This is a genomic window from Mycobacterium sp. NGS56 (genome assembly GCF_059812425.1).
This window is the reverse complement of the sequence record NZ_JCALCQ010000003.1, coordinates 532,683-555,434: the sequence shown is the minus strand read 5'-3', so window position 1 is coordinate 555,434 and position 22,752 is coordinate 532,683. Positions and strand designations below refer to the sequence as shown.

Genomic DNA, 22,752 nt, shown 5'->3' with positions numbered 1-22,752 from the left:
CTAGCGCGATTCGATAGCCGACGTTTGGCGCGGGCCCGCCGCGTCAACGAGCCAGCGTGATGGCGCTTTCCGGGCAGTTCTGTTCGGCCGTGCTGGCTTGAGACTCGAGCTCGCCGGACACCTCGTCGACGAGCACCACGCAGTGGCCGACCTCGTCGGCGTCAAAGACATCGGGGGCCAAGGTGTAGCAGCGTCCATGCCCGGTGCATAGGTCGCGGTCGACGGCTACCCGGGTCATTTGCCCCGCTCCTCCCCGGAGGGTGCCCCCACCCCATCGCTGTGTCGTGCATCGTCGCCGGCGCGGCTCATGGCACCGGAAAGACCAGCGGCAGCGACTCCACCGAGCGCAACGCGGCGGTGTAGCACAGCTCGGCGCCGGGCTTGATCTCGTAATCCGGGATGCGCCGGTGGAATTCGCGCAACGCCACCCGTAGCTCCATGCGGGCCAGGTGTGAGCCGAGGCAACGGTGCGGACCGCCGCCGAAAGCCCGGTGCCGGTTGGGGTTGCGGGTGAAGTCGACCAGCTCCGGGTCGGGGAACTCGGCCGGGTCGGTGTTGGCCGCCCCCAGTAGCGGGCTGACCCGTTCGCCCTTGCTGATCGGGCATCCGCTGACCTCGACGTCCTGGATGGCCACGCGGGCGACGCCGGGCACCGGCGTTTCCCACCGCAACAGTTCCTCGACCGCGCCGGGCAGCACCTCGGGCTGCTCGACGAGTTGACGACGGTGATCGGGGTGACGCGCCAGGTACACGAAGAAGCAGTCGAGGGAGTCGGTGACCGTGTCCAGTCCGGCGATGAGGAACAGGAAGCAGATGTCGAGCAGCTCGTCACGCGACAGCGGCTGGCCGGCCTCGTCTTTGAAGTTCGCGGCGATCATTGCGGACAGCACGTCGTCGCGGGGGCTGGCGATGTGGTCGTCGATGGCGTGGTCGAAGTACTCGTAGATCTGTTGGGCCACGCCCGCGGAGGTCTCGTGGCGGCGGTCGAAACCCGAGTCGCCCTCGGGGCGGATCACCCCGTCCTTCCACACCAAGAATTGGTCGAGATCGTCCAGCGGCAGGCCGAGCAGCTGCAGAAAGACCGTGCAGGGCAGCGGCACCGCGAACTCGGTGTGAAAGTCGCACTCGCCCCGGTCGGCGAAGCGATCGATCATTTCGTTGACCAGCTCGGTGACGCCTGGTTCGCGTCGGGCCATCTCCCGCGGAGTGAACAGCGGGTCGAGGATGCGCCGGTACTTCGCATGCTCGGGCGGGTCGATTTGGAGCGGGATCAGCGGCCGCACGTTCCCCAGGTCGACGGCGTCCATGTTCGACGAGAACAGCTCGGTGTGTTTGAGCGCCATTTCGATGTCGGCCAAACGGCTGAGCACGACCGCCTGAGGTGACCGGAACACCGGGGTGGTTTCGCGCAGCGCCTTATACATCGGTTGTGGCTCCGCGAGCCCCGTGCGCGTCTGGTCGACGAAACTTTCGGCTTCTGTCATGCGGTCAGCCTGGCACCGACCCGCTTGTTGGGCAATGGCCTAATGCCGATCAACTGTGCAGGTGGAGCCGCTCGCCGTGCGGTCCGAAGATCACAATGGCCTCCACTGGCCCGTCTACCACGCCGAACCAGTGCGGCGTCCACGTCGAGAACTCGACGGCTTGGCCGGGATCGATGGAGAAGTCGCGTTCGCCCAGGATGAGCCGCATCCGGCCGGAAAGGACATACATCCAGTCCTGGCCTTCGTGCACCGGCAGCTCGGCGGGCGGGGTGCGGCGCCGCGCGCTGACCCGGAGTTTGAACGCGTGCAGGCCTCCGGCCGGGCCCTGGCGGGTCAGTGGCCAATAGGTGACGCCGTGACGGGTGTGCGCGGTGCCGCGCACCCTCGGGTCCGGCGTTGGGGGCGCTTGCAACAGATCGTCGGTGCTGACGGACAGGGCCCGGGCCAGCCGCGGCAGGTGATCAAGGGCCAGCCGGCGTTTCCCGGATTCGAGGCGGCTGAGCGTCGAGACGTCGATGCCGGCGCGCGCCCCTACCTCGTGTAGCGTCAGGCCGCGCTGCACCCGCAGTTCCCGCAGTCGCCGCCGGACCAAGAGGTCGATGTCGGGTGTAGTTTTTGCCTGCATGGCAATTGAGCTTGGCAAGACCGCAACGGATAGGCAATCTCGCGGTGTGGAGAACTCTTGCAAACCCGATGATGCCCAGCGGTTCTGGGAGGAGCGTTACCGGTCGGCGGAGCGGGTCTGGAGCGGACACGTCAATCCCCGCCTGGCCGAGGTGGCCGCCGACCTCCCGGTCGGCCGGGCGCTCGACCTGGGTTGCGGGGAAGGCGCCGACGCTTTGTGGCTGGCCGAGCGCGGCTGGGAGGTGGTGGCCGTTGACATCTCGACCATTGCGCTGCAACGCGCCACCGAGGCCGCGTCGGCACGAAACATGTTCCCACGCATCGACTTTCAGCGCCATGACCTCAACGAAACTTTTCCCGAAGGGACCTTCGACCTGGTGTCCGCGCAGTACCTGCACTCGCCGGCGCGACTGGAACGCGACGGGGTACTGCAACGGGCGGCCGAGCGGGTGAATCGCGGCGGTGTGCTGTTGATCGTCGACCATGGAGCCCCCCCGCCATGGGCGGAGCATCACGATCACCACTTCGCCGGTATCGACGAGGTCCTCGCGTCATTGCACGCCGACGCGCCGTACTGGAAGCGGCTGCGGACCGAGGCCCTCGAGCGCGAAATGGTCGGACCGAATGGGGAAGTCGGCACTATGGCCGACAACCTGATCGTCCTGCGGCGAACCGGTTAGGCCGCTTACGCCGCGTCGTGAAAGATCAACCCCATCGCATAACGCTCGCCGGAGCGAACGACCGAGACCCCGTGGCGCACCGGCGCCGCGGACCAACCCCGCGCCGACCGCACCGGGCGTTCCCGGGTGGTGAAGACATACCCGTGTCCCTGCGGCAGTTGTGTTGCCATGCCGCGGGATTGGGCTCGCAGCCGTTGCTCGACGAGCAGGAATTCGCCGCCGGTGTAGTCGGCGTCGGGATTACTCAGGTTGATGACCACCTGGAGCGGGAAAATCAACTCCCCGTACAGATCTCGATGCAAGGCATTCCAGTCGCCCGCACCGTATTTCAGCATCAGGGCGGTCGATCTGGTCTGGCCGGCGGCGTGACAGGTCGCCAGCCATTCGTCGAGACCGTCCGGCCAGGGTGCGTCGCGGCCCAGCTTGCCCCACCAATCGCGCGCAATCGGCAACAGCCGTGGGTATAGGGCCTGCTTGAGCTGCTCGATCGGTTCGGGGTAGGGCGCGTGAAAATACCGGTATTGCCCGGCGCCATAGCGTTTGGGGGCCATGTCGACGGTCGACCGAAACAGCTCGTCGTACACGTAAAGCTTGCGCAGCCGGGCCGCTTCGCCCGGTGTGAGCAGGCGCGGCAGCAGCGCACCGCCGTACTCGTCGACCGCGGCGGCGATTGCGTCCCAATCGCCTGTGTCGACGCGCTTTTTCCACTGGGACATGCTGCCTCCCGTGTGTTGGTCTGCCTGTCCACCATAAATAGCGCCTGCGCGGTGTGGTCGGGCCTCGGCCGTGCGTTGCTGGCACCAGCATGTCGCAGGTAGTACCGTTGTTCGTCGCGGACGAGTTGGCCGGGCGGCCGCGGACCGTCGCAAGCGGTTCGAGGAAAGTCCGGACTTCACAGAGCAGGGTGATTGCTAACGGCAATCCGAGGTGACTCGCGGGAAAGTGCCACAGAAAACAGACCGCCACCCTCGCGGTGGTAAGGGTGAAACGGTGCGGTAAGAGCGCACCAGCATCCCGGGTGACCGGGGTGGCTTGGCAAACCCCACCCGAAGCAAGGCCAAGAAGGCCGCACCGCAAGGTGCGGCCGCGCAGGCGCTCGAGGGTTGCTCGCCCGAGCCTGCGGGTAGGCCGCTTGAGGCACCCGGTGACGGCGTGTCCAGATGGATGGTCGCCGCCGCGCCGCCGTTGCTTATGCGCGGCGGCGGGGAACAGAATCCGGCTTACAGGCCAACTCGTCCGCCTTCAGCTTGCTAATGACCGGCTTTGCGGACCGCTTTGGCTAGTTTGCGCAAGGCGGCATCGAGTTCGTCGCGGCACCGGTCGGCCAGGTCGGCCTCCCGCTGATAGAGCAGCCCGTAGCTGAAGGTGTCCTCGCCGGCGGCGTGCGCGGCATCAGCTTCCTGTCTCAGGTGCTCGCGGCTGACGACGCTGTCTTGGTGGTCACCGAGCAGCGACTGGACCGCCTTGGCCCGGTCGGACACGCCGGGCGCCCCGGTCGCGGCGGCGGTGTAGCGAAGTCGCTTGGCGCGCTTACGGATTCGATGGATCGCCTCGTCGCGTTGGTGTGGGTCGTCGGGGTGTTCGCGGTTGACCTGGGCGGCGGCCTTCTTGGCCTTGCGGACCTTTTTGTAGGCGGCCTCGATGGTCACCGGGGCCTGTTCCTCGGCGCTGGCGGCGCCGGGGGTTTCGGCCGCTATCAGGTCGAGGGAGTCAAGCAGGCGGAAGTATCGCTGCGATCGCATGGCGATCAAGGACCGGCGCAGCCCGATCTGGTAGCGTCGCTGGGCACCCCCGACCAGGCGTTCGCGCACCGGTCCGCGCACCAATTCCGGTGCGAGCCCGTCCAACTCGCGCTCGTATCGCTCGGCGAGCACCTCGGCGTCGCGGGCCACACCCAAAATTCCGGCGAGCTCACGCAACTCGTCCAGGACCCACCCGTTCTCGGGCAATCCGAACGACTCCTGGTAGTCCCGCAGCAGGCTGCGCAGCTTGCGGGTGGTCACCCGCATCTGGTGAATGGAGTCGTAGGCGTCGGCCCGCACCGCGCGATCCCACACCAGCAGCTCGCGAATCTGCTCGGCGATCGCGCGCTGCAGCGGATCCTCGGGCGGCTGAGCGCCATTGGGTGGCGGCGCGGTACCGAGCACCCGCGCCAGCTTGGAGCCGTGACCCGCCGGTACGGCGCCCGCGTCCAGCAGTCGGTTGCTCAACCGGTTGAGCAGCTCCACGCCGGCTGTTCCGCCAGCGAGCCCGCTCGCTTCGACGAGTTCCAATTCCCATTCGCGCCATTGCAGTTCGGTCGGCGCCGAGTCGGTGTCCTGGGCTCCCCGCGTCGACCACGCGGTGACGTAATCGTTGCTGAACTCGGCGAGCGCGTTGCCAGCCGCGTCGCAGAGCACCTGGCTCTCACGCTGGGTGGTGATCCGCGCGACCGGCTGCAGCGGACGGTCGCGGACAATCGCCAGCACCACATCCGTCAACTCATCGGGCACGGAATCGTCGCCGCCCGATGCGTCGAGCGGGAGACGGACCTCGGTTCGGGAGTCCGGACCGGCCGGCAGCTTCAGGTGCCATCCCGCGTCGGAGCCACCGGTACGGCGGCGCAGGGTGATTTTGTTGCGCGCCAAATCGTGTATGGGCGTGTCGAAGTACGTCGCATCCAGGGTTTGCGTCGGCGACTTCTCGACGTGCGCAACCGCGGCGATCCCGTCGAACGACGGTGACACGGTGGATTCGACGACGTCGAACTTGCGCTCGACCTCGAGATGACGCGCGGGCTGCATCGCTTTTGCAGGCATCTTCGGCTCCGTTGCGGGCGCGTCACCGCGGCCGTGAACATGGTGGACGGTGGGAAATGAGCACCCATAGCGTGCCATACCGAGGCGACGGGACCGCCGCGGATCGGCTGGTGAGTGCAGCGCCCGTCGCGGCCGCCGTTACGGCGGGGGAGGAGCCGTCGTGTCGTCCTCCGGCAACGGCGCATAAACGGCCGGTGGCGGGACATAGCGTTGGATGTTGTCGGCGATGTTGGTGCACCCGCTGACAGAGACGCGCCGGCCCGCGTTCACGCACACAGTCGCATCCGCCCGATCGGCGGAGTGCGCGGCGAGAATGCCGGGAGTTACGGCAAGGCCCGCCAGCACCAGCACTGCGGCAAACCAGCGGCGCGGTTTCATCTCTGCGGTCTCCTTTCCTGCCACCCGTGGATCATTCTGCCGTCGCCGCGCGACCGATGGGCTCAGATCGAGAAATGGCTGCACATTTCTTTGCCAGCCGAATAGCGCATGCACGGTGAAAAAACCCCTTATGGTTTGCGGTACCAATACCGGCCGCAGTTGCGCAGGCGGAGATGAAGGAGCGTTTCCCATGGTGTCTTATATTCGCCCGGCGGGCCGAGCAGTTGCCGGCGCAATGGCGGCCGGCGCGCTGAGTGTGGCAATGCTGTTCGCGACGGCGGGGTCGGCCGCCGCGGACCCGCCGATGGACGATCCGGAGCCGACGCCCTCGTCGCAACCGAATTGCACGGCGGCCGACCTGGCCCAGGTGTCGTCGGGCGTCGCCGCCGCGACGTCGGAATATTTGTTCGCACACCCGGACGTCAACGCGTACATCACCGGTTTGAAGGGGCAGCCCCGCGACGACGCGCGTGCGCAATTGAAGCAGTACATGGACGCCAATCCGCAAACCCACGCCGACCTCGAGGGCCTTCGACAGCCGTTGACCGATTTCCAGAACCGGTGCCGCTGAGCGATCGGCGTCAGCCGGCCGGTGGTGGCGGTGGCTGCTGCAAGTGCATCGCCAGGTCACTCAACTCGAGGATCGTCTGGATCTCGGTGTCGCGGAAGGGCCGTCCGTCGGGACCCAGCAGGTCGTGAAACCACTCCCGCGGCATCGCAGGGTCCGGGTTCGGGTGGTCCCAGGAGTCCCAGGGAAAGAAGGTCTGCGTCTTCCCGGTGACCAGACCCCAGTTGAATGCGCCGACGTTGGCACCCTTTGCGATCGGCAGGATGCTTTGCACCGTGCTGCCCAGCGGGCGCGCCATGTACTCGGTGCACAGGATCGGGCGGCCCAGCGGGACAAGCTCGGCGATGCGCCTCTCGAACTCCGCCGGCTCGCAATAGGAGTGGAACGTGATGACGTCGGAGTTGTCGAGCTGGATGCCACTGATGACGCTGCGGCGGCCCGGGGCGGCCCACTCGCCGTGCCAGACGCCACTGGTCAACGGCTGACAGGGATCAACCAGCCGCGCCCACTCGAACACCTGCGGCAGCAAGCGGGCGACCAGGTCCACCTTGTCGTTGCGCTCGACCGAAGCGTAGGCGTCCGCGGGGTTATCCGGCTCGTTCCATAGGTCCCAGCCCAGGACGCGGTCGTCGTTGCGGAATTGCGTCAGGACTCCGGTGACATAGCCGCGCATGGTGCGCAGGTAGCCGCGATCGTCCAGGCGCGCGGCCCCCGGACTCTGGACCCAGCCCGAGTTGTGGATGCCCGGCCGAGGCGCGCGCTGCGGGCCCGCCTGGGGAAACGGATCCCAGCACGAATCGAACAGGACGAACAGCGGTTTGATGCCGTGGCGGGCGGCGATGTCGACGAACTGGGCGAGACGACGCTGAAACCCGCGAGGGTCATGCGCCCAGAGCTGGTCGTGCAGGAAGACCCGTATCGCATTGAATCCGTTGGCCCGCGCCCAGCGCAGTTCGGTATCGATGCGCGGGGGGTCGAAGGTTTCGCGCTGGAACATCTCCAGCTGGTTGATGGCGTTGGAGGTGATGTAGTTCGCGCCGATCGGCCATCCTTGTGCCTGATACCAGCGGTTCGCGCGTTCAGGTGACCACCTGCTGGCTTGCGGCGAGGTACGGGGGGGTTTGGCGGACGCGCGTGGCGTCTGTGATATGGCCATGCCTCCTGCCACCAGCAGCGGCAGCGTCAGCACCATTCGCCGGTGCACGAAGTCACCGCGAGTCCCCCGGTCGATGTGGTCCACCCCTGCTCGTCAGAGTTCGGATCGTCTCCGCGAGCCATCGTACATTTTTGTACCGCAACACTTTTCAGCGGTTTCGTTCCGACGAGATACCGCCGTCAACCAGGCGCGAACCTCAGACCGGCGATGTGGGCGTGCAAACCAGCGCTACGAATCCATCAGAAGCAGTGCTCGTCGGCGGGGAACACCCCGCCGGCCACCTCTTGCGCATATTGCGTTGCAGCCCGGCGCAATTCCGCGCCGATGTCCGCGAACCGCTTGACGAAGCGGGCGGCCTTGCCGCTGCTCATACCGGCCATGTCCTGCCAGACGAGCACCTGGGCGTCGCAGTTCGGTCCGGCGCCGATCCCGATGGTCGGGATGGTCAGCTTGCCGGTGATCTGGGTGGCCAACTCGGCCGGCACCATCTCCATGACGACGGCGAATGCGCCGGCCTCGGCAACGGCGATCGCGTCGTGCACCGTCTGCTCCGCCGCGTCACCGCGGCCCTGCACCCGGAACCCGCCCAGGCCGTTGACGCTTTGCGGGGTGAACCCGATGTGGGCCATCACGGGGATGCCGGCCGCGGTCAGGCAGGCGATCTGTTCGGCCACCCGCTCGCCGCCCTCGAGCTTGACCGCGTGTGCGCCGCCTTCCTTCATGAACCGGGTGGCGGCGGCCAGCGCGGCGGCGGGGCCGGCCTCGTAACTGCCGAACGGCAGGTCGGCGACGACGAGCGCGTGCGGGGCACCCCGTACTACGCCGCGCACCAGCGGAATCAGCTCATCGATCGAGACCGGCACCGTCGTGTCGTAGCCGTACACCACATTGGCTGCGGAGTCGCCGACCAGCAGGACCGGGATGCGGGCCTCGTCGAAAATGCGGGCCGTCGAGTAGTCGTAGGCCGTGAGCATGGCCCACTTGTGCCCCTCGGCCTTCATCTTCTGCAGGTGATGGGTGCGGATCTTGGGCCTCGCCTTTTCGGGCTGCGCAGGCGGGTTGGCACCGTAAACGTTGTGCTCAGACATCATTGTCCCTAATGGTGGTCGGTTCGATCCTCGTGGCCGCTGAGGGTCCCCGGGTTCGTTTGACCACTTGATTCTGCCATTTCTTTTGCTCAGTTGCACCGCCGAGGCGGTGTGAGACACACCATGCGCGCACCAACCCGCCGAGCGGAGACGGGCTGCGCGACTCCCTCGTCGCCGCGGGGCAAACTCGGCATCGGCCCGGTTGCTGGTCCGGATCTGCCGCCCGAGTTATGGGAGATGGCCGACGAGTCCGCGATGGGGAGGCAAGCTGGTCGCGCTCGCACGGTAACCGGGCCGTGGTGCCGCTAATCAGGATCTCAGGTTCCCTCTGGCAGCATAGGTTGGCATGGGGCTGTCTCGCCGCGGCAAGACCGCGCGCACGCTGCTGGTCTGGACGTCGATGGCTGCCGTCGCGCTGCTTCTGGCGGGCTGCGTCCGCGTGGTGGTGGGCCGCGCCGTCATGTCCGGGCCGAAGCTGGGCCAGGCGGTGGAGTGGACGCCGTGCCGGGCCGCGAACCCCAAGGTCAAACTTCCGGCCGGCGCGCTGTGCGGCAAACTGGCCGTGCCGGTCGACTACGACCACCTCGACGGGGACGTCGCAACGCTAGCGATGATTCGTTTCCCCGCCACCGGCGACAAGATCGGCTCGCTGGTGATCAACCCCGGCGGGCCGGGGGAGTCCGGCATCGAGGCGGCGCTGGGTGTCGTCCAGTCGTTGCCCAAGAAGGTCCGCGAACGGTTCGACCTCGTCGGTTTCGACCCCCGTGGGGTGGGGGCGTCGCGGCCTGCGGTCTGGTGCAACTCCGACGCCGACAACGATCGGCTGCGCACGGAGCCCAACGTGGACTACAGCCCGGCGGGCGTCGCCCACATGGAGGACGAAACCAAGCAGTTCGTCGCCCGCTGCGTCGACAAGATGGGCAAGGATTTTTTGGCCAACGTCGGGACCGTCAACGTCGCACGAGATCTCGACGCCATCCGCGCGGCGCTCGGCGACGAGAAGCTCACCTACCTCGGCTACTCCTATGGCACCCGGATCGGCTCGGCCTACGCCGAGGCCTTCCCGCACAACGTGCGGGCGATGATCCTGGACGGAGCCGTCGACCCCAACGCCGATCAGATCGAAGCCGACCTTCGTCAGGCCAAGGGATTTCAGGACGCGTTCGACAACTACGCCGCCGAGTGCGCGAAGCAGCCGAACTGCCCGCTGGGCACCGATCCCGCCAAAGCGGTGGACGTTTACCACAGCCTGGTCGACCCGCTGGTCGACCCGAACAACCCCATGGTCGGCCGGCCCGCACCGACGAACGACCCACGTGGCCTGAGCTACAGCGACGCGATCATCGGCACCATCATGGCGCTGTACTCGCCAAACCTGTGGCACCACCTGACCGACGGTCTGTCCGAACTCGTCGATCACCACGGCGACACACTGCTCGCCCTGGCCGACATGTACATGCGCCGCGACTCGCACGGCCACTACACCAACGCCACCGACGCGCGTGTCGCGGTCAACTGCGTGGACCAGCCGCCGATTACCGACCGCGCCAAGGTCGTCGACGAAGACCGTCGCTCCCGCGAGCTCGCACCGTTCATGAGCTACGGGCAGTTCACCGGCAATGCCCCGCTGGGCACCTGCGCGTTTTGGCCGGTGCCGCCCACCAGCAAGCCGCACACCATCTCCGCGCCCGGTCTGGCTCCCACGGTGGTGGTGTCGACCACGCACGATCCGGCCACCCCGTACAAGGCGGGCGTCGACTTGGCGAACGAGCTGCGCAGCTCGCTGCTCACCTACGACGGCACCCAGCACACCGTCGTCTTCCAGGGCGACGGCTGCATCGACAACTATGTGACGGCGTACCTGGTCGGCGGCTCCATCCCGCCCAACGGCGCCAAGTGCTAGGCAGCCCGGCTATCGCGTAGACGCCGAACGTGCACTCACGGCGAGTTTTTCGTCGTTTCGTCGCCGTGAGTGCACGCTCGGCGCGGGCTGCAGCCGAGACCAAGGCGTGACCGTTTCGCGCTGTCGTGGGTACCGGGGGCTGCAACGATGACAGCCATGTCGCGCCTGAGGTCCTTGAGCTCGGCGCTGTTTTCCTTGCTGATGCTCGGTGGTAGCTGCGTCGTGGCGCCGCCCACGGCCGGCGCCACGCCGGAACCCGGTGCCGGGCAGACTCCGGGCCCGAATCCGCCGTCGGCCGCGGTGCCGCAGGGGTGGGGCAGCTGCAGCCAATTCGTCAGTGACACAAGCGATATCCCCACCTCCCAGTGCACCACTGTGTCGGTACCGATTGACTACAACAACCCCGCTGGTGCGCAGGCCAAGCTGGCGATGATCCGGATACCCGCAACCGGACAACGGATCGGATCCCTTCTGGTCAACCCCGGCGGTCCCGGTGGCTCGGCGGTCGACATGGTGGCAGCGATGGCCTCGGACCTGGAGGACTCTCCGATCCGGCGCAATTTCGACCTCGTCGGCTTCGATCCGAGGGGAGTCGGCCACTCGACGCCCGCGCTGCGCTGTCGCACCGACGCTGAGTTCGACGCGTACCGGCGAGAGCCGATGGTCGACTACAGCCCCGGCGGGGTGGCCCATATCGAGCAGCTCTACCGGCAACTGGCCCAGCAGTGCGTCAACCGGATGGGCGCGGCGTTTTTGGCCAACACGGGCACCGCATCGGTCGCACGCGACATGGATGCCGTCCGCCAAACACTCGGCGACGACCAGATCAACTATTTGGGCTACAGCTATGGCACCGAGCTGGGCACCGCCTACCTGGAGAAGTTCAGCAACCACGTGCGCACGATGGTGCTCGACGGCGCCATCGATCCGACCGTCGGGCCGATCGACGAGAACGTCAACCAAATGGCGGGATTTCAAACGGCTTTCAACGACTACGCCACCGACTGTGCCCGCTCGGCGGGCTGCCCGCTGGGCACCGACCCCACCCAATTCGTCAACCGATACCACGCGCTGGTCAACCCCCTGGTGACCAAGCCGGGTCACACCGCTGACCCGCGCGGGCTGAGCTATGCCGACGCGACCACCGGCACCATCAACGCCCTTTACACGCCTGCGCACTGGAAATACCTGACCAGCGGCCTGCTCGGCCTGGCGCAGGGCACCGACGCGGGTGACCTGCTGCTGCTCGCCGATGACTACGACGGGCGCGACAAGGATGGGCACTACTCCAACGACCAGGATGCGTTCAACGCGATCCGCTGCGTCGACGCGCCGAATCCGACCGACCAGGCCAGCTGGGTGAGTGCCGATCAGCGCATCCGCCAGGCCGCGCCGTTCCTCAGCTACGGCCAGTTCACCGGGAATGCTCCGCGCGATTTGTGCGCGCTGTGGCCGGTGCCCGCGACGTCGGCACCACACGCCGCGCCGCCCATGTCGGCCGGCAAGGTCGTCGTCGTCTCCACCACCCACGATCCGGCCACGCCGTATCAGGCGGGCGTGAACCTGGCCCACCAGCTCGGTGGCTCGCTGATCACCTACGACGGGACGCAGCACACCGCGGTATTCAACGGCCACCAATGCGTCGACACCGCCGTCGTCCGGTATCTCGTCGCCGGCACTCCGCCACCGGCCTCCTACCGCTGCCAATCCTGACCGGCACCGAATCGTTTGCTGATTATTCACGGTTGCGGCTGGGTATTCGCCTGACCATGCGTTTCATCTATCTCGCTGTCACGGCCGGGCTAGCCGTCGCCGTCCTGTTGATCGCCCCGGCTGTGCTGATGGGCGCGTCTGCTCACGCCGATTACAGCGGTTACCGCCGCTGCGTGGGAAAGATAACGGAACCAATCGGAGAGGCCGACCCGCAGAACTTGCAGCTTGTCGGCGAGATCGAGCAAGATCTGAACTCTGGTGTTCCCCCTGCTGCCGAAGCTCAGAAGGTTTCCCACATGGGATTCAACCCACAGCTTGCCAATGCGATTGTTCAATGTGTGGTCGAGGAGCGCCCGTAAGGGACTGCGGGCGAAGCCGTAGGGTCCGTTGATCAAAGGGGAGAGGCGAACTCGCGTCGGCGAATACCGCCCGCGATGTTCGCCGTAGACGGCTCACTTGTGCGCCCGGCTCCGGTCAGGTCACGAGCTTTGCGGCCGGCCGCCGGCGCGCCGGACAAGTACCGGCAGCCTTCGTATCTTGAGGCCAGGTCACAGCGCAGCGGTACCGATCCGGTAACACAGAATTAACAGCAGTTGCATACTGTTCGAGTTATGGATCGACAGAAGGAATTCGTCCTCCGCACCCTCGAAGAACGAGACATCCGTTTCGTTCGCTTATGGTTTACCGACGTGCTCGGCTTCCTGAAGTCGGTCGCCATCGCCCCGGCCGAACTCGAAGGCGCCTTCGAGGAGGGCATCGGCTTCGACGGCTCCTCCATCGAGGGCTTCTCGCGGGTCTCGGAATCCGACACCGTAGCCAACCCCGACCCGTCCACCTTCCAGGTGCTGCCCTGGGCCACGCCCAACGGCCACCACCACTCGGCACGGATGTTCTGCGACATCACCATGCCGGACGGATCGCCGTCGTGGGCCGATCCGCGGCACGTGCTGCGCCGCCAGCTGCAGAAGGCCAACGACCTCGGCTTCTCCTGCTATGTGCACCCAGAGATCGAATTCTTCTTGCTCAAGCCCGGCCCCGACGACGGGACGCCGCCGGTTCCCGTCGATACCGCCGGCTACTTCGACCAGGCCGTCCACGACTCCGCCTCGAACTTCCGCCGCCACGCGATCGAAGCGCTCGAATTCATGGGTATCTCGGTGGAATTCAGCCACCACGAGGGCGCGCCCGGCCAGCAGGAGATCGACCTGCGGTTCGCCGACGCGCTGTCGATGGCGGACAACGTGATGACGTTCCGTTACGTCATCAAGGAGGTCGCGATCGAGAACGGCGCCCGCGCGACCTTCATGCCCAAGCCGTTCGGGCAGCATCCCGGCTCGGCGATGCACACCCACATGAGCCTGTTCGAGGGTGACGTCAACGCGTTCCACAGCCCCGACGACCCGTTGCAGCTCTCCGATGTGGGCAAGTCCTTCATCGCCGGGATCCTCGAGCACGCATCGGAGATCAGCGCGGTCACCAACCAATGGGTCAACTCCTACAAGCGATTGGTGGGAGGCGGCGAGGCGCCCACTGCGGCGTCGTGGGGTGCGGCCAACCGGTCCGCGCTGGTGCGGGTGCCGATGTACACGCCGCACAAGACGTCGTCGCGACGCGTCGAGGTCCGTAGCCCCGACTCGGCGTGCAACCCATACCTGACCTTCGCCGTGCTGCTGGCCGCCGGCCTGCGCGGGGTGGAGAAGGGTTACGTGCTGGGGCCGCAGGCCGAGGACAACGTGTGGGACCTGACCGCCGACGAACGCATCGCGATGGGATATCGCGAGCTGCCGACGAGCCTGGACAGCGCACTTCGTGCCATGGAGTCCTCCGAACTGGTCGCGGAAACCTTGGGAGAGCACGTATTTGACTTCTTCCTGCGCAATAAGCGCACGGAGTGGGCGAACTACCGCAGCCACGTCACCCCTTACGAATTGAGCACCTACCTGTCGCTGTAGCCCGGATCGGGCGCCGCTGAGGCTGAAGACCCGCAGGTTGCGCTACGGTCGTGGTCGTGACCAAACCCGCGACGCAGCGCCCCAGGCTGCCCAGCGTCGGCCGGCTCGGGTTGGTCGATCCGCAAGCGGCCGAACGCATGGACCAGCTGGGTTGGTACGAGCACGACGACCAAGCCCACGTCGACCTGCTGTGGTCGCTGTCGCGCGCGCCGGACCCCGATGCCGCACTGCTCGCCCTGGTCCGGTTGTCGGAGAACCCCGATGCCGGCTGGGACGAGCTCAACGCCGCCCTGCTCACCGAACGCCCGCTACGCGGTCGGCTGTTCGGTGTGCTCGGCTCGTCGCTGGCGCTCGGCGATCACCTGATCGCCCAGTCCGGGTCCTGGAAACTCTTGCGCGGCAACGTCAAACTCCCCACCCACGACGAGCTGTGCGACATGTTCACCGAATGCGTCGACGAATCGCTGGCGGAGCCGGGCTCGGCGATGGTGCGGTTGCGCACCCTGTACCGCGACCAGTTGCTGGTGCTGGCCGGACTGGATCTGGCCGCGACGGTCGAGGACGAACCGGTGGTGCCATTCACCGTGGTGGCGGCCCACCTCTCGGACCTGGCCGATGCCGCGCTGGCCGCCGCGCTGCGGGTTGCCGAGAACAGCGTGTGCGGCGACCGGACGCCGCCACGGCTGGCGGTCATCGCGATGGGCAAATGCGGTGCCCGGGAACTGAACTACGTCAGCGACGTGGACGTCATCTTCGTCGGCGAGCAGGCCGACACGGTCACCACCCGCGTGGCCAGCGAGATGATGCGGCTGGCCTCTGAGGCGTTCTTCCAGGTCGATGCCGGTCTGCGACCCGAGGGGCGAAGCGGTGAACTGGTCCGCACCGTCGAGTCACACGTCGCCTACTACCAGCGCTGGGCGAAGACCTGGGAGTTCCAAGCGCTGCTGAAAGCCCGTGCGGCGGTGGGCGACACGGAGCTCGGACAGCGCTACTTGGACGCGCTGATGCCGATGGTCTGGGTCGCCTGCGAACGGGAGGACTTCGTGACCGAGGTGCAGGCCATGCGCCGCCGGGTCGAACAACTGGTGCCCGCCGAGGTCCGCGGCCGCGAGATCAAGCTCGGCAGCGGCGGGCTGCGCGACGTGGAATTCGCTGTGCAGCTGCTGCAGTTGGTGCACGGTCGCGACGACGACTCGCTGCACGTGGCGTCGACGGTGGATGCGCTGGCCGCGCTGGGCCAGGGCGGCTACATCGGGCGCGAGGACGCGGCCAACCTCACCGCGTCCTACGAGTTCCTCCGGCTCCTCGAGCATCGATTGCAGCTGCAGCGGCTCAAGCGCACCCACTTGCTGCCCGAGGCCGACGACGAGGAGGCGGTGCGCTGGCTGGCCAGGGCCGCGCACATCCGGCCGGACGGCCGCCACGACGCGGCCGGGGTGCTGCGCGAGGAATTGCGACACCAGAACCTGCGGGTCTCCCAGCTGCACGCCAAGCTCTTCTATCAGCCCCTGCTGGAATCGATCGGCCCGGCCGGGCTGGACATCGCTCGCGGCATGACCTCCGAAGCCGCCGAACGCCAGCTGGCGGCGCTGGGCTACGAGGGTCCGCAGACCGCGCTGAAGCACATGGCGGCCCTGGTCAACCAGAGCGGGCGGCGTGGTCGGGTTCAGTCGGTGCTGCTGCCCAGGCTGCTCAACTGGATGTCGTACTCGCCCGATCCCGATGGCGGGCTGCTGGCCTACCGGCGGCTGTCCGAGGCGCTGTCCGGGGAGAACTGGTATCTGGCGACGCTGCGCGACAAGCCCGCGGTGGCACGTCGGCTCATGCACGTGCTGGGCACTTCGGCGTACGTGCCGGACCTGCTGATGCGCGCGCCGCGGGTCATTCAGGATTACGGAGACGGGCCGTCCGGTCCGCGACTGCTTGAAAGCGAACCCGCCGCTGTGGCCCGTGCGCTGGTCGCGTCGGCCAGCCGTTACTCCGACCCGGTGCGGGCGATCGCCGCGGCGCGCACGCTGCGCCGTCGCGAATTGGCCCGCATCGGGTCCGCCGATCTGCTCGGCATGCTCGAGGTCACCGACGTGTGCGCGGCGCTGACCTCGATCTGGGTGGCGGTGCTGCAGGCCGCACTGGAAGCGATGATCCGGGCCAACCTGCCCGAGGCTGGCCGGGCGCCGGCCGCGATCGCCGTCATCGGCATGGGCCGGCTGGGCGGCGCCGAGTTGGGTTATGGATCCGACGCTGACGTGATGTTCGTTTGCGAACCGGCGGCCGGTGTCGAGGACTCCGCGGCCGTGCGCTGGGCGACGGGTGTCGCCGAGCAGGTGCGGGCGCTGCTGGGGACGCCCAGCGTCGACCCTCCGCTGGAGGTCGACGCCAACCTGCGGCCCGAGGGACGCCAGGGTCCGCTGGTGCGCACCCTGGCGTCCTACTCCGCCTACTACGAGCAGTGGGCGCAGCCGTGGGAGATCCAGGCGCTGCTGCGGGCGCACTCGGTTGCCGGCGACGCGGAGCTGGGGCAGCGGTTCCTGCTGATGGCCGACAAGACGCGGTATCCGTCAGACGGGGTGTCGCCGGAGGCGATGCAGGAGATCCGGCGCATCAAGGCCCGCGTCGATGCCGAGCGGTTGCCCCGCGGTGCCGACCCGAACACGCACACCAAGCTGGGGCGCGGGGGGCTGGCCGACGTCGAGTGGACCGTGCAGCTGCTGCAACTGCGGCACGCACACGAGGTTCCCGCGCTGCACAACACGTCGACGCTGCAGTGCCTCGACGCGATCGCCGCGGCCGGCCTGGTGCCCGCCGATGAGGTGGAGCTGTTGAGGCAGGCCTGGCTGACGGCGACCCGGGCCCGCAACGCGCTGGTGCTGGTCCGCGGTAAGCCCACCGATCAGTTGCCCGGGCCCGGCCGTCAGCTCAACGCGGTCGCCGTGGCCGCGGGCTGGCCGACCGATGAGGGCGGGGAGTTCTTAGACAATTATCTTCGGGTAACGCGACGCGCAAAAGCTGTGGTGCGCAGGGTGTTCGGGAGTTGAGTCAGGAGGCCGGCGCGTTGGACGCCATATTCGAGGTGCTCAGCGCGGCGGAGGCCGATCGCGTGACCGCCCTCTACGCTCCGTTGGCCGATGCGGTCCGCGAGCTCGTCGACGCCACCATCCGGACCGAGGCGGACGACGAGGTTGTCGCCGAGGCCCGCAGGGCGATCGAAACCGCCACCGCATCGTTGCGGCAACGCACCCGCCCCCTCGGGGTGAGCTATCGCGTCAACGGCCGCCCGCTGCCGTTGGGCAACGCCGCTATCGGCGTGTGCAACCCCATCGCCCCGCCGATCGTCGTGCGCCACGAGGGCGAGGGCCGCTGCTGGAGCGAATTCACCCTCGGCTCGGCCTACGAGGGTCCACCCAAACTGGTGCACGGCGGCGTCAGCGCCCTGGTGCTCGACCACATGCTCGGGGAGGCGGCCAGCGAGGGGCTGTCGAAACCGCGCTTCACGGGGACCATCACGGTGAAATATCTGCGCGGCACCCCGCTGGGCCCGCTTCGCTGTGAGGCGTGGGTCGACGGCAAAGAAGGCCGGAAAGTCTTTGCGCGCGGCGCTATTTCGGATGGCACCGGCGTCACCGTCGAGGCCGACGGCGTATTCATCGAGCCGGCCTGGGCGCAGGAGGCGCAGTGAAGTTCTACATCAGCAGCGCGTTCCTGAACACCCGCGAGATCATCGAGCTCGCCAAGGCGGCCGACGAGCTGGGCTATGACGGGATCGGCATCCCCGATCATGTCGTCAATCTGGAGACTCTGGACACCCCGTACCCGTACACCAAAGACGGGGAAAGACGCTGGCAGCCCTTCACTGACTGGCCCGATCCGTGGGTTCTCGTGGGTGCGCTGGCCCAGGTCACCACGCGGTTGCGATTCGTCAACACTGTCTATATCCCCGCGATGCGTAACCCGTACTCCGCGGCGAAAGCCATTGGCACCGCAGCGGTTTTGGCGTCCGGAAGGGTGGAGCTGGGTATCGGCGTGGGGTGGTGCCGTGAGGAATTCGCTTTGATGGGTGAGCGATTCGAGGCCCGGGGCAAGCGCACCGATGAAATCATCGATCTGATGCGCGCGCTGTGGTCCCCGGGCTGGACGGAGTTCGAGGGCCAGTTTTATCGAGCGCCGCGGCTGGAAATGCAGCCCACTCCGCCGCCGATACCGGTGTATGTCGGCGGGCTCAGCGACATCGCGCTGCGCCGCGCCGCCCGCAACGACGGCTGGATCGGCGATTTGATCAAGTCCGAGCGGGCCATCGATGCGGTAGGCAGGCTGCGAGAGATACGCGGCGAAAATGGTTTGACCATGGACGATTTCACCGTTCTGACACCTCTGACCGACGCGTTCACCATCGCCGACTATCAGCGGGTCGAGGATGCGGGCATCACCGGCATCATCACCATGCCATGGATGTTCTACGCCGGGCCCGACGCCAGCCTGGACGACAAGATCGACGGCATGCAACGCTTCCGCAAGGACCTCGCGCTCGACGGCTAGGCGCCGCGACACATAAACGGCGGCGACCGACACACCGGCGCCGAGGCTCGGCATGGTTTATGTTTCGAGGATCGATCGCCCCGAGCGAAGTGAACATTCGACGGCTGCGCATGGCTGTCGGATCCCCGAGGACGCGGCCGCGGGTAACACTTGGGCGGCGGCCGGAGTCGACCCGCTCGCGCTGCGAAAAATCGGAGCATAATTGGTCCAAGGGCCGAAGCTGGCTTTTCAAATGACCGGGCGGCTTCGGACAGATTGGGAAAGCATGATTACCGACGATTCCAATGCGAGTCAGCTCTCGCCTGGTGAACTCATCGAGCGGGCCGTGGACATCATCATGAACCGCTTCGATCTCGACGGCGCGCAAGCCTTGAACGTGCTTCGCAATATATCGCGGGAAACGAGGACGCAGATGTGCGTGGTCGCCGAGCAATTAATCCACGACAACAACTCGGTGGATGCCTTGCGGCCCGAACCGGTTGCACCACTTCGGCTGGTTTCCGGAGACGACACCACTATTTGAACGGCCATTGCCGTTGGCCGGACCCAACAAATGCGATTAACACTGCCGTTGGCGGGTAAACCCCGAAAATGGCGCGTGATATCAGGATTATCGACGCCGAACTGCGAGCCGTTGCGGCGCTGCGTCGTGCGGCTCGGGAGTGTGGCGGGCCGCTACCGTCGATAGAAGTGGCCGATGCGCTACTGGATGAACGCTACGCGGCGACGCGCCTCACGGCTCTTCGAGAAGTCGCCAAGGCGTAGGACTTTCATTGTCGAGCACGCGAGCAAGGACATGAATCCACCCGCTCGGCGATCGGTGCGGTGATCGCCAAGCGGATGGCATCTGCTTACACGTCGTAGTACAGCGCGAACTCGTAAGGGTGCGGCCGGATTTGGACCGGCAGGATCTCGTTCTCGCGCTTGAAGCTGATCCACGTCTCGATGAGGTCCGGCGTGAACACGCCGCCCTCGGTGAGGTATTCGTGGTCTTCTTCCAGCCGGTCGATCACCGCGGACAGCTGCGTGGGAGCCTGCGGGATGTTGGCGGCCTCCTCGGGCGGGAGCTCGTAGAGGTCCTTGTCCACCGGCGCCTGCGGCTCGATCTTGTTCTTGATGCCGTCCAGGCCGGCCATCAGCATGGCCGAGAACGCCAGGTACGGGTTGCCCGACGAGTCGGGGCAGCGGAACTCGAGCCGCTTGGCCTTCGGGTTGTTGCCGGTGATCGGGATGCGCACACACGCCGACCGGTTGCGCTGGCTGTAGACCAGGTTGATCGGCGCCTCGTAACCGGGCACCAGGCGCTTGTAGGAGTTCACCGTCGGGTTGGTGAAGGCCAACAGCGACGGCGCGTGGTGCAGCAGGCCGCCGATGTAGTGACGGGCGGTGTCCGACAGGCCGGCATACCCGGTCTCGTCATACATCAGCGGGCTGCCGTCCTTCCACAGCGACTGGTGGGTGTGCATGCCGGAACCGTTGTCGCCGAACAGCGGCTTGGGCATGAACGTGACGGTCTTGCCGTGCTGCCAGGCCGTGTTCTTGACGATGTACTTGTAGAGCATCATGTCGTCGGCCGCGTGCAGCAGCGTGTTGAACTTGTAGTTGATCTCGGCCTGGCCGCCGGTGCCCACCTCGTGGTGGCCCTTCTCCAGGCTGAAGCCGGCCGTGATCAGGTTGGACAGCATCTTGTCGCGCAGGTCGACGTAGTGGTCGACGGGGGCGACGGGGAAGTAGCCACCCTTAGGGCGCACCTTGTAGCCGCGGTTGGGGCTGCCGTCGAGCTCGTTCGGCGAGCCGGTGTTCCACCAGCCCGCGATCGCGTCGATCTCGTAGAACGAGCCGTTGGTGCGCGAGTCGAAGGTCACCGAGTCGAAAATGTAGAACTCGGCCTCGGCGCCGAAGTAGGCGGTGTCGGCCACGCCGGTGCTGATCAGGTAGTTCTCGGCCTTACGGGCGATGTTGCGCGGGTCGCGCGAGTACGGCTCGAGGGTGAATGGGTCATGCACGAAGAAGTTCAGGTTCAGCGTCTTGGCTTCGCGGAACAAGTCGATCTGCGCGGTCGCGGGGTCGGGCAGGAGCAGCATGTCGGATTCGTGAATGGACTGGAATCCGCGAATCGACGAGCCGTCGAAGGCTAGGCCATCCTCAAAAACGCTCTCGTCAAAGAACGAAATCGGGATCGTGAAGTGCTGCATGATGCCGGGCAGGTCACAGAACCGGACGTCGACAAATTCGACGTTTTCGTCCTTTGCGAGTTTGAAGACGTCGTCGGGCGTCGTTTCCGTCACAGAATGCTCCTTTACTTGGTGAGATCCGCGGCCTGACGCTATGGAGCAGATGTTGCCCGTCAGTCAACCCGATGTTGCGCGCACGTTACGTGACCATGCCACACGCTAAAAGTGGCCGCGTCGGCGGCGGGTTCTATTGTGGGGCCATGGATCGCAAGATCGTATCTTTTCCGGTGGCCAGGCGCACCGCCCGCCCTCCGTACCCGGCCGTTCCCGCCGGTTATTCGGACTCCGGTCCGCGCCGATGATGGCGGAATCGCGATCCGCTTTTCCCGGTGAAAAGCTGGGATTCCCGCAGAGCGGCCCGGGCTCCTTGGCGCCGATGGGACGCCGGTTGGGCGCGTTGATGATCGACTGGCTGATTTCGTACGGTCTGGCCGCGCTGGCGATGCGCTTCGGCCTGTTCTCCCAACCGGCGCTGGCCACAGCGGTCTTGGTGATCTGGTTCGTGCTGGGCGTGGTCTTCCTGCGATTGTTCGGGTTCACGCCCGGCCAGCTGGTGTTACGCCTGCAGGTTGTGACTGTGGACGGCCGCGGGCCGGTTGGCCTGGGCCGTGCGGTGGTGCGTGGCGTGCTCGTCGGCACGGTCGTCCCGGCGTTGTTCACCGACTGGGACGGCCGCGGAATGCAGGACCGGCTGACCGCGACGGCCGTCGTGCGGCGGTGATCATGCCGCCGACCCGCTGCGCCCGGCTTCGCCGCGCTTGCGATCGGCGGTGATCATGCCGCCGACCCGCTGCGCCCGGCTTCGCCGCGCTTGCGATCGGCGGTGACTTAAGGCGCCACCTACTTGCGGCGCACCGTGCGCTGCACGCCGCGCATCTTGCCCGCATTGGGCAGTGGCCCCTTGGGCATGACGGCGGCGCCGGCCCGCGACCCCAGCGCGGTCAACCGCGACTCCAGCGTGTCCATCTGCTTGACGGTGATATTGGCCGGCAACCGGGTGAGGTGGCGCTCCAGCTTGGCCAGCGATACCTCGTCCTTGCCGTTGCCGACGATGATGTCGTAGATCGGCACGTCACCGATGAGCCGGGCGGTGCGCTTCTTCTCCTGCGCCAGCAGCGGTCGCACCCGGGTCGCCGCTCCCTCGCCGACCAGGATGACGCCGGGCCGGCCTATCACCCGGTGAACGGCGTCGAAGTGGCCAGTCGCGGCCACCCCTGGGGTCACCCGCCACTTGCCGCGCAGGTTGTCCAACACCCAGGCGGCGGCCCCGGTTTGGCCTTCGGCTTTGCGGTAGACCGACTTCTGGGCGCGGCGGCCGAACACGATGAAGGCGACCAGGCCGCCGAGCACCACGCCGAGCGGGATCAGGGTGATCATCGTCAGCCCGCCGGCCCAGATACCGACCCCTACCGCGATGCCGACGATCAGCACGAAGGCGCCGATCATGTACGGCAGGAGCCGCTTGTCCTCTTGGCGCTGAATTTTGAACGCCTGCCACAACTGGGTGCGGCGCTCCCGCGCGGCGGCCTTGCGGGCGGCCTGCGCCTGCGCTCGCGCGGCCTTGTTCTCAGCGGCACTGCGGGATTTAGCCATAGTCAAAGAATACGTAGGGCCGCGACCGGACGAAGCCACTACCGTTTC

General features: G+C 66.8%; 21 protein-coding genes and 1 other RNA gene. 12 read left to right on the top strand and 10 right to left on the bottom strand.

From position 1 onward, the window contains the following. Positions 1 to 43: 43 nt before the first annotated feature. From AC5Y4F_RS12755 to AC5Y4F_RS12745, 3 genes are all read right to left on the bottom strand, one after another. A complete protein-coding gene (locus AC5Y4F_RS12755) occupies positions 44 to 238 on the bottom strand; it encodes a ferredoxin (RefSeq protein WP_067937566.1) in 195 nt (64 codons plus the stop codon). Positions 239 to 305: 67 nt separating this feature from the next. Continuing rightward, positions 306 to 1,484 carry a cytochrome P450 gene (locus tag AC5Y4F_RS12750; RefSeq protein WP_499997003.1) on the bottom strand — a complete coding sequence of 393 codons (1,179 nt, stop codon included), beginning with the start codon at positions 1,482 to 1,484 and terminating at the stop codon, positions 306 to 308. 49 nt (positions 1,485 to 1,533) lie between these two features. After that, a complete protein-coding gene (locus tag AC5Y4F_RS12745; RefSeq protein ID WP_499997001.1) occupies positions 1,534 to 2,109 on the bottom strand; it encodes a helix-turn-helix domain-containing protein in 576 nt (191 codons plus the stop codon). Between the two features lie 46 nt (positions 2,110 to 2,155). Here AC5Y4F_RS12745 and AC5Y4F_RS12740 point away from each other — a divergent pair, with 46 nt between their 5' ends. Further along, the gene (locus AC5Y4F_RS12740) at positions 2,156 to 2,788 is read left to right on the top strand and encodes a class I SAM-dependent methyltransferase (RefSeq protein ID WP_499997098.1); all 633 of its coding nucleotides are present in this window, start codon (positions 2,156 to 2,158) and stop codon (positions 2,786 to 2,788) included. A 5-nt stretch (positions 2,789 to 2,793) separates the two neighbouring features. On the opposite strand, the gene AC5Y4F_RS12735 is transcribed toward AC5Y4F_RS12740, so the two are convergent. Beyond that, a complete protein-coding gene (locus tag AC5Y4F_RS12735; RefSeq protein WP_067937560.1) occupies positions 2,794 to 3,504 on the bottom strand; it encodes a 2OG-Fe(II) oxygenase in 711 nt (236 codons plus the stop codon). Between the two features lie 121 nt (positions 3,505 to 3,625). Here AC5Y4F_RS12735 and rnpB point away from each other — a divergent pair. After that, an RNA gene (gene rnpB, locus AC5Y4F_RS12730) (RNase P RNA component class A) lies at positions 3,626 to 4,027 on the top strand. Between the two features lie 11 nt (positions 4,028 to 4,038). On the opposite strand, the gene AC5Y4F_RS12725 is transcribed toward rnpB, so the two are convergent. Both AC5Y4F_RS12725 and AC5Y4F_RS12720 read right to left on the bottom strand, forming a co-directional pair. Continuing rightward, a complete protein-coding gene (locus tag AC5Y4F_RS12725) occupies positions 4,039 to 5,586 on the bottom strand; it encodes a CYTH and CHAD domain-containing protein (protein ID WP_067937649.1) in 1,548 nt (515 codons plus the stop codon). 138 nt (positions 5,587 to 5,724) lie between these two features. Beyond that, on the bottom strand, positions 5,725 to 5,964 hold the full coding sequence (locus tag AC5Y4F_RS12720) for a hypothetical protein (RefSeq protein WP_067937647.1): 240 nt from the start codon (positions 5,962 to 5,964) through the stop codon (positions 5,725 to 5,727). A 235-nt stretch (positions 5,965 to 6,199) separates the two neighbouring features. Between AC5Y4F_RS12720 and AC5Y4F_RS12715 the strand changes: the two genes are divergently transcribed. Beyond that, positions 6,200 to 6,535: a heme-binding protein gene (locus AC5Y4F_RS12715; protein ID WP_067937558.1), complete on the top strand. Its 336-nt coding sequence runs from the start codon at positions 6,200 to 6,202 to the stop codon at positions 6,533 to 6,535. A 10-nt stretch (positions 6,536 to 6,545) separates the two neighbouring features. Here AC5Y4F_RS12715 and AC5Y4F_RS12710 read toward each other — a convergent pair whose 3' ends face one another. Next, positions 6,546 to 7,736, bottom strand: coding sequence for a glycoside hydrolase 5 family protein (locus AC5Y4F_RS12710; RefSeq protein WP_499997096.1), 1,191 nt, complete (start codon positions 7,734 to 7,736; stop codon positions 6,546 to 6,548). Positions 7,737 to 7,927: 191 nt separating this feature from the next. After that, a complete protein-coding gene (panB, locus tag AC5Y4F_RS12705; RefSeq protein WP_499997093.1) occupies positions 7,928 to 8,776 on the bottom strand; it encodes a 3-methyl-2-oxobutanoate hydroxymethyltransferase in 849 nt (282 codons plus the stop codon). 346 nt (positions 8,777 to 9,122) lie between these two features. On the opposite strand from panB, the gene AC5Y4F_RS12700 reads away from it, so the two are divergent. The 8 genes from AC5Y4F_RS12700 to AC5Y4F_RS12665 all read left to right on the top strand — a co-directional run bounded on the left by AC5Y4F_RS12700 (position 9,123) and on the right by AC5Y4F_RS12665 (position 19,400). Then, positions 9,123 to 10,679 (top strand): alpha/beta hydrolase, encoded by a 1,557-nt coding sequence (locus AC5Y4F_RS12700; protein WP_067937554.1) that lies wholly within the window; start codon positions 9,123 to 9,125, stop codon positions 10,677 to 10,679. A 147-nt stretch (positions 10,680 to 10,826) separates the two neighbouring features. Next, positions 10,827 to 12,392, top strand: coding sequence for an alpha/beta hydrolase (locus tag AC5Y4F_RS12695; RefSeq protein WP_499996997.1), 1,566 nt, complete (start codon positions 10,827 to 10,829; stop codon positions 12,390 to 12,392). Between the two features lie 32 nt (positions 12,393 to 12,424). Beyond that, on the top strand, positions 12,425 to 12,751 hold the full coding sequence (locus AC5Y4F_RS12690; RefSeq protein WP_499996995.1) for a hypothetical protein: 327 nt from the start codon (positions 12,425 to 12,427) through the stop codon (positions 12,749 to 12,751). Positions 12,752 to 13,003: 252 nt separating this feature from the next. Then, positions 13,004 to 14,344 carry a type I glutamate--ammonia ligase gene (glnA, locus tag AC5Y4F_RS12685; protein ID WP_067937549.1) on the top strand — a complete coding sequence of 447 codons (1,341 nt, stop codon included), beginning with the start codon at positions 13,004 to 13,006 and terminating at the stop codon, positions 14,342 to 14,344. A 50-nt stretch (positions 14,345 to 14,394) separates the two neighbouring features. Then, positions 14,395 to 17,379, top strand: coding sequence for a bifunctional [glutamine synthetase] adenylyltransferase/[glutamine synthetase]-adenylyl-L-tyrosine phosphorylase (locus AC5Y4F_RS12680; RefSeq protein ID WP_499996993.1), 2,985 nt, complete (start codon positions 14,395 to 14,397; stop codon positions 17,377 to 17,379). After that, a complete protein-coding gene (locus tag AC5Y4F_RS12675) occupies positions 17,376 to 18,020 on the top strand; it encodes a PaaI family thioesterase (protein ID WP_499996991.1) in 645 nt (214 codons plus the stop codon). Before AC5Y4F_RS12680 ends, AC5Y4F_RS12675 begins: the two co-directional genes overlap by 4 nt. Beyond that, positions 18,017 to 18,877, top strand: a complete 861-nt coding sequence (locus AC5Y4F_RS12670) for a TIGR03619 family F420-dependent LLM class oxidoreductase (protein ID WP_499996990.1) — start codon at positions 18,017 to 18,019, stop codon at positions 18,875 to 18,877. The genes AC5Y4F_RS12675 and AC5Y4F_RS12670 overlap by 4 nt, the downstream gene beginning before the upstream one ends. A gap of 265 nt (positions 18,878 to 19,142) precedes the next feature. Beyond that, positions 19,143 to 19,400, top strand: a complete 258-nt coding sequence (locus AC5Y4F_RS12665) for an ANTAR domain-containing protein (RefSeq protein ID WP_499996987.1) — start codon at positions 19,143 to 19,145, stop codon at positions 19,398 to 19,400. 328 nt (positions 19,401 to 19,728) lie between these two features. Here the strand turns inward: AC5Y4F_RS12665 and glnA (AC5Y4F_RS12660) are convergent, their stop codons facing one another. Beyond that, the gene (gene glnA / locus AC5Y4F_RS12660; protein ID WP_067937541.1) at positions 19,729 to 21,165 is read right to left on the bottom strand and encodes a type I glutamate--ammonia ligase; all 1,437 of its coding nucleotides are present in this window, start codon (positions 21,163 to 21,165) and stop codon (positions 19,729 to 19,731) included. Positions 21,166 to 21,409: 244 nt separating this feature from the next. Here glnA (AC5Y4F_RS12660) and AC5Y4F_RS12655 point away from each other — a divergent pair, with 244 nt between their 5' ends. Next, positions 21,410 to 21,832 carry an RDD family protein gene (locus AC5Y4F_RS12655; protein ID WP_067937539.1) on the top strand — a complete coding sequence of 141 codons (423 nt, stop codon included), beginning with the start codon at positions 21,410 to 21,412 and terminating at the stop codon, positions 21,830 to 21,832. A 119-nt stretch (positions 21,833 to 21,951) separates the two neighbouring features. Here the strand turns inward: AC5Y4F_RS12655 and AC5Y4F_RS12650 are convergent, their stop codons facing one another. Then, positions 21,952 to 22,704, bottom strand: coding sequence for a DUF4191 domain-containing protein (locus AC5Y4F_RS12650; RefSeq protein ID WP_499996986.1), 753 nt, complete (start codon positions 22,702 to 22,704; stop codon positions 21,952 to 21,954). Positions 22,705 to 22,752: the final 48 nt, after the last annotated feature.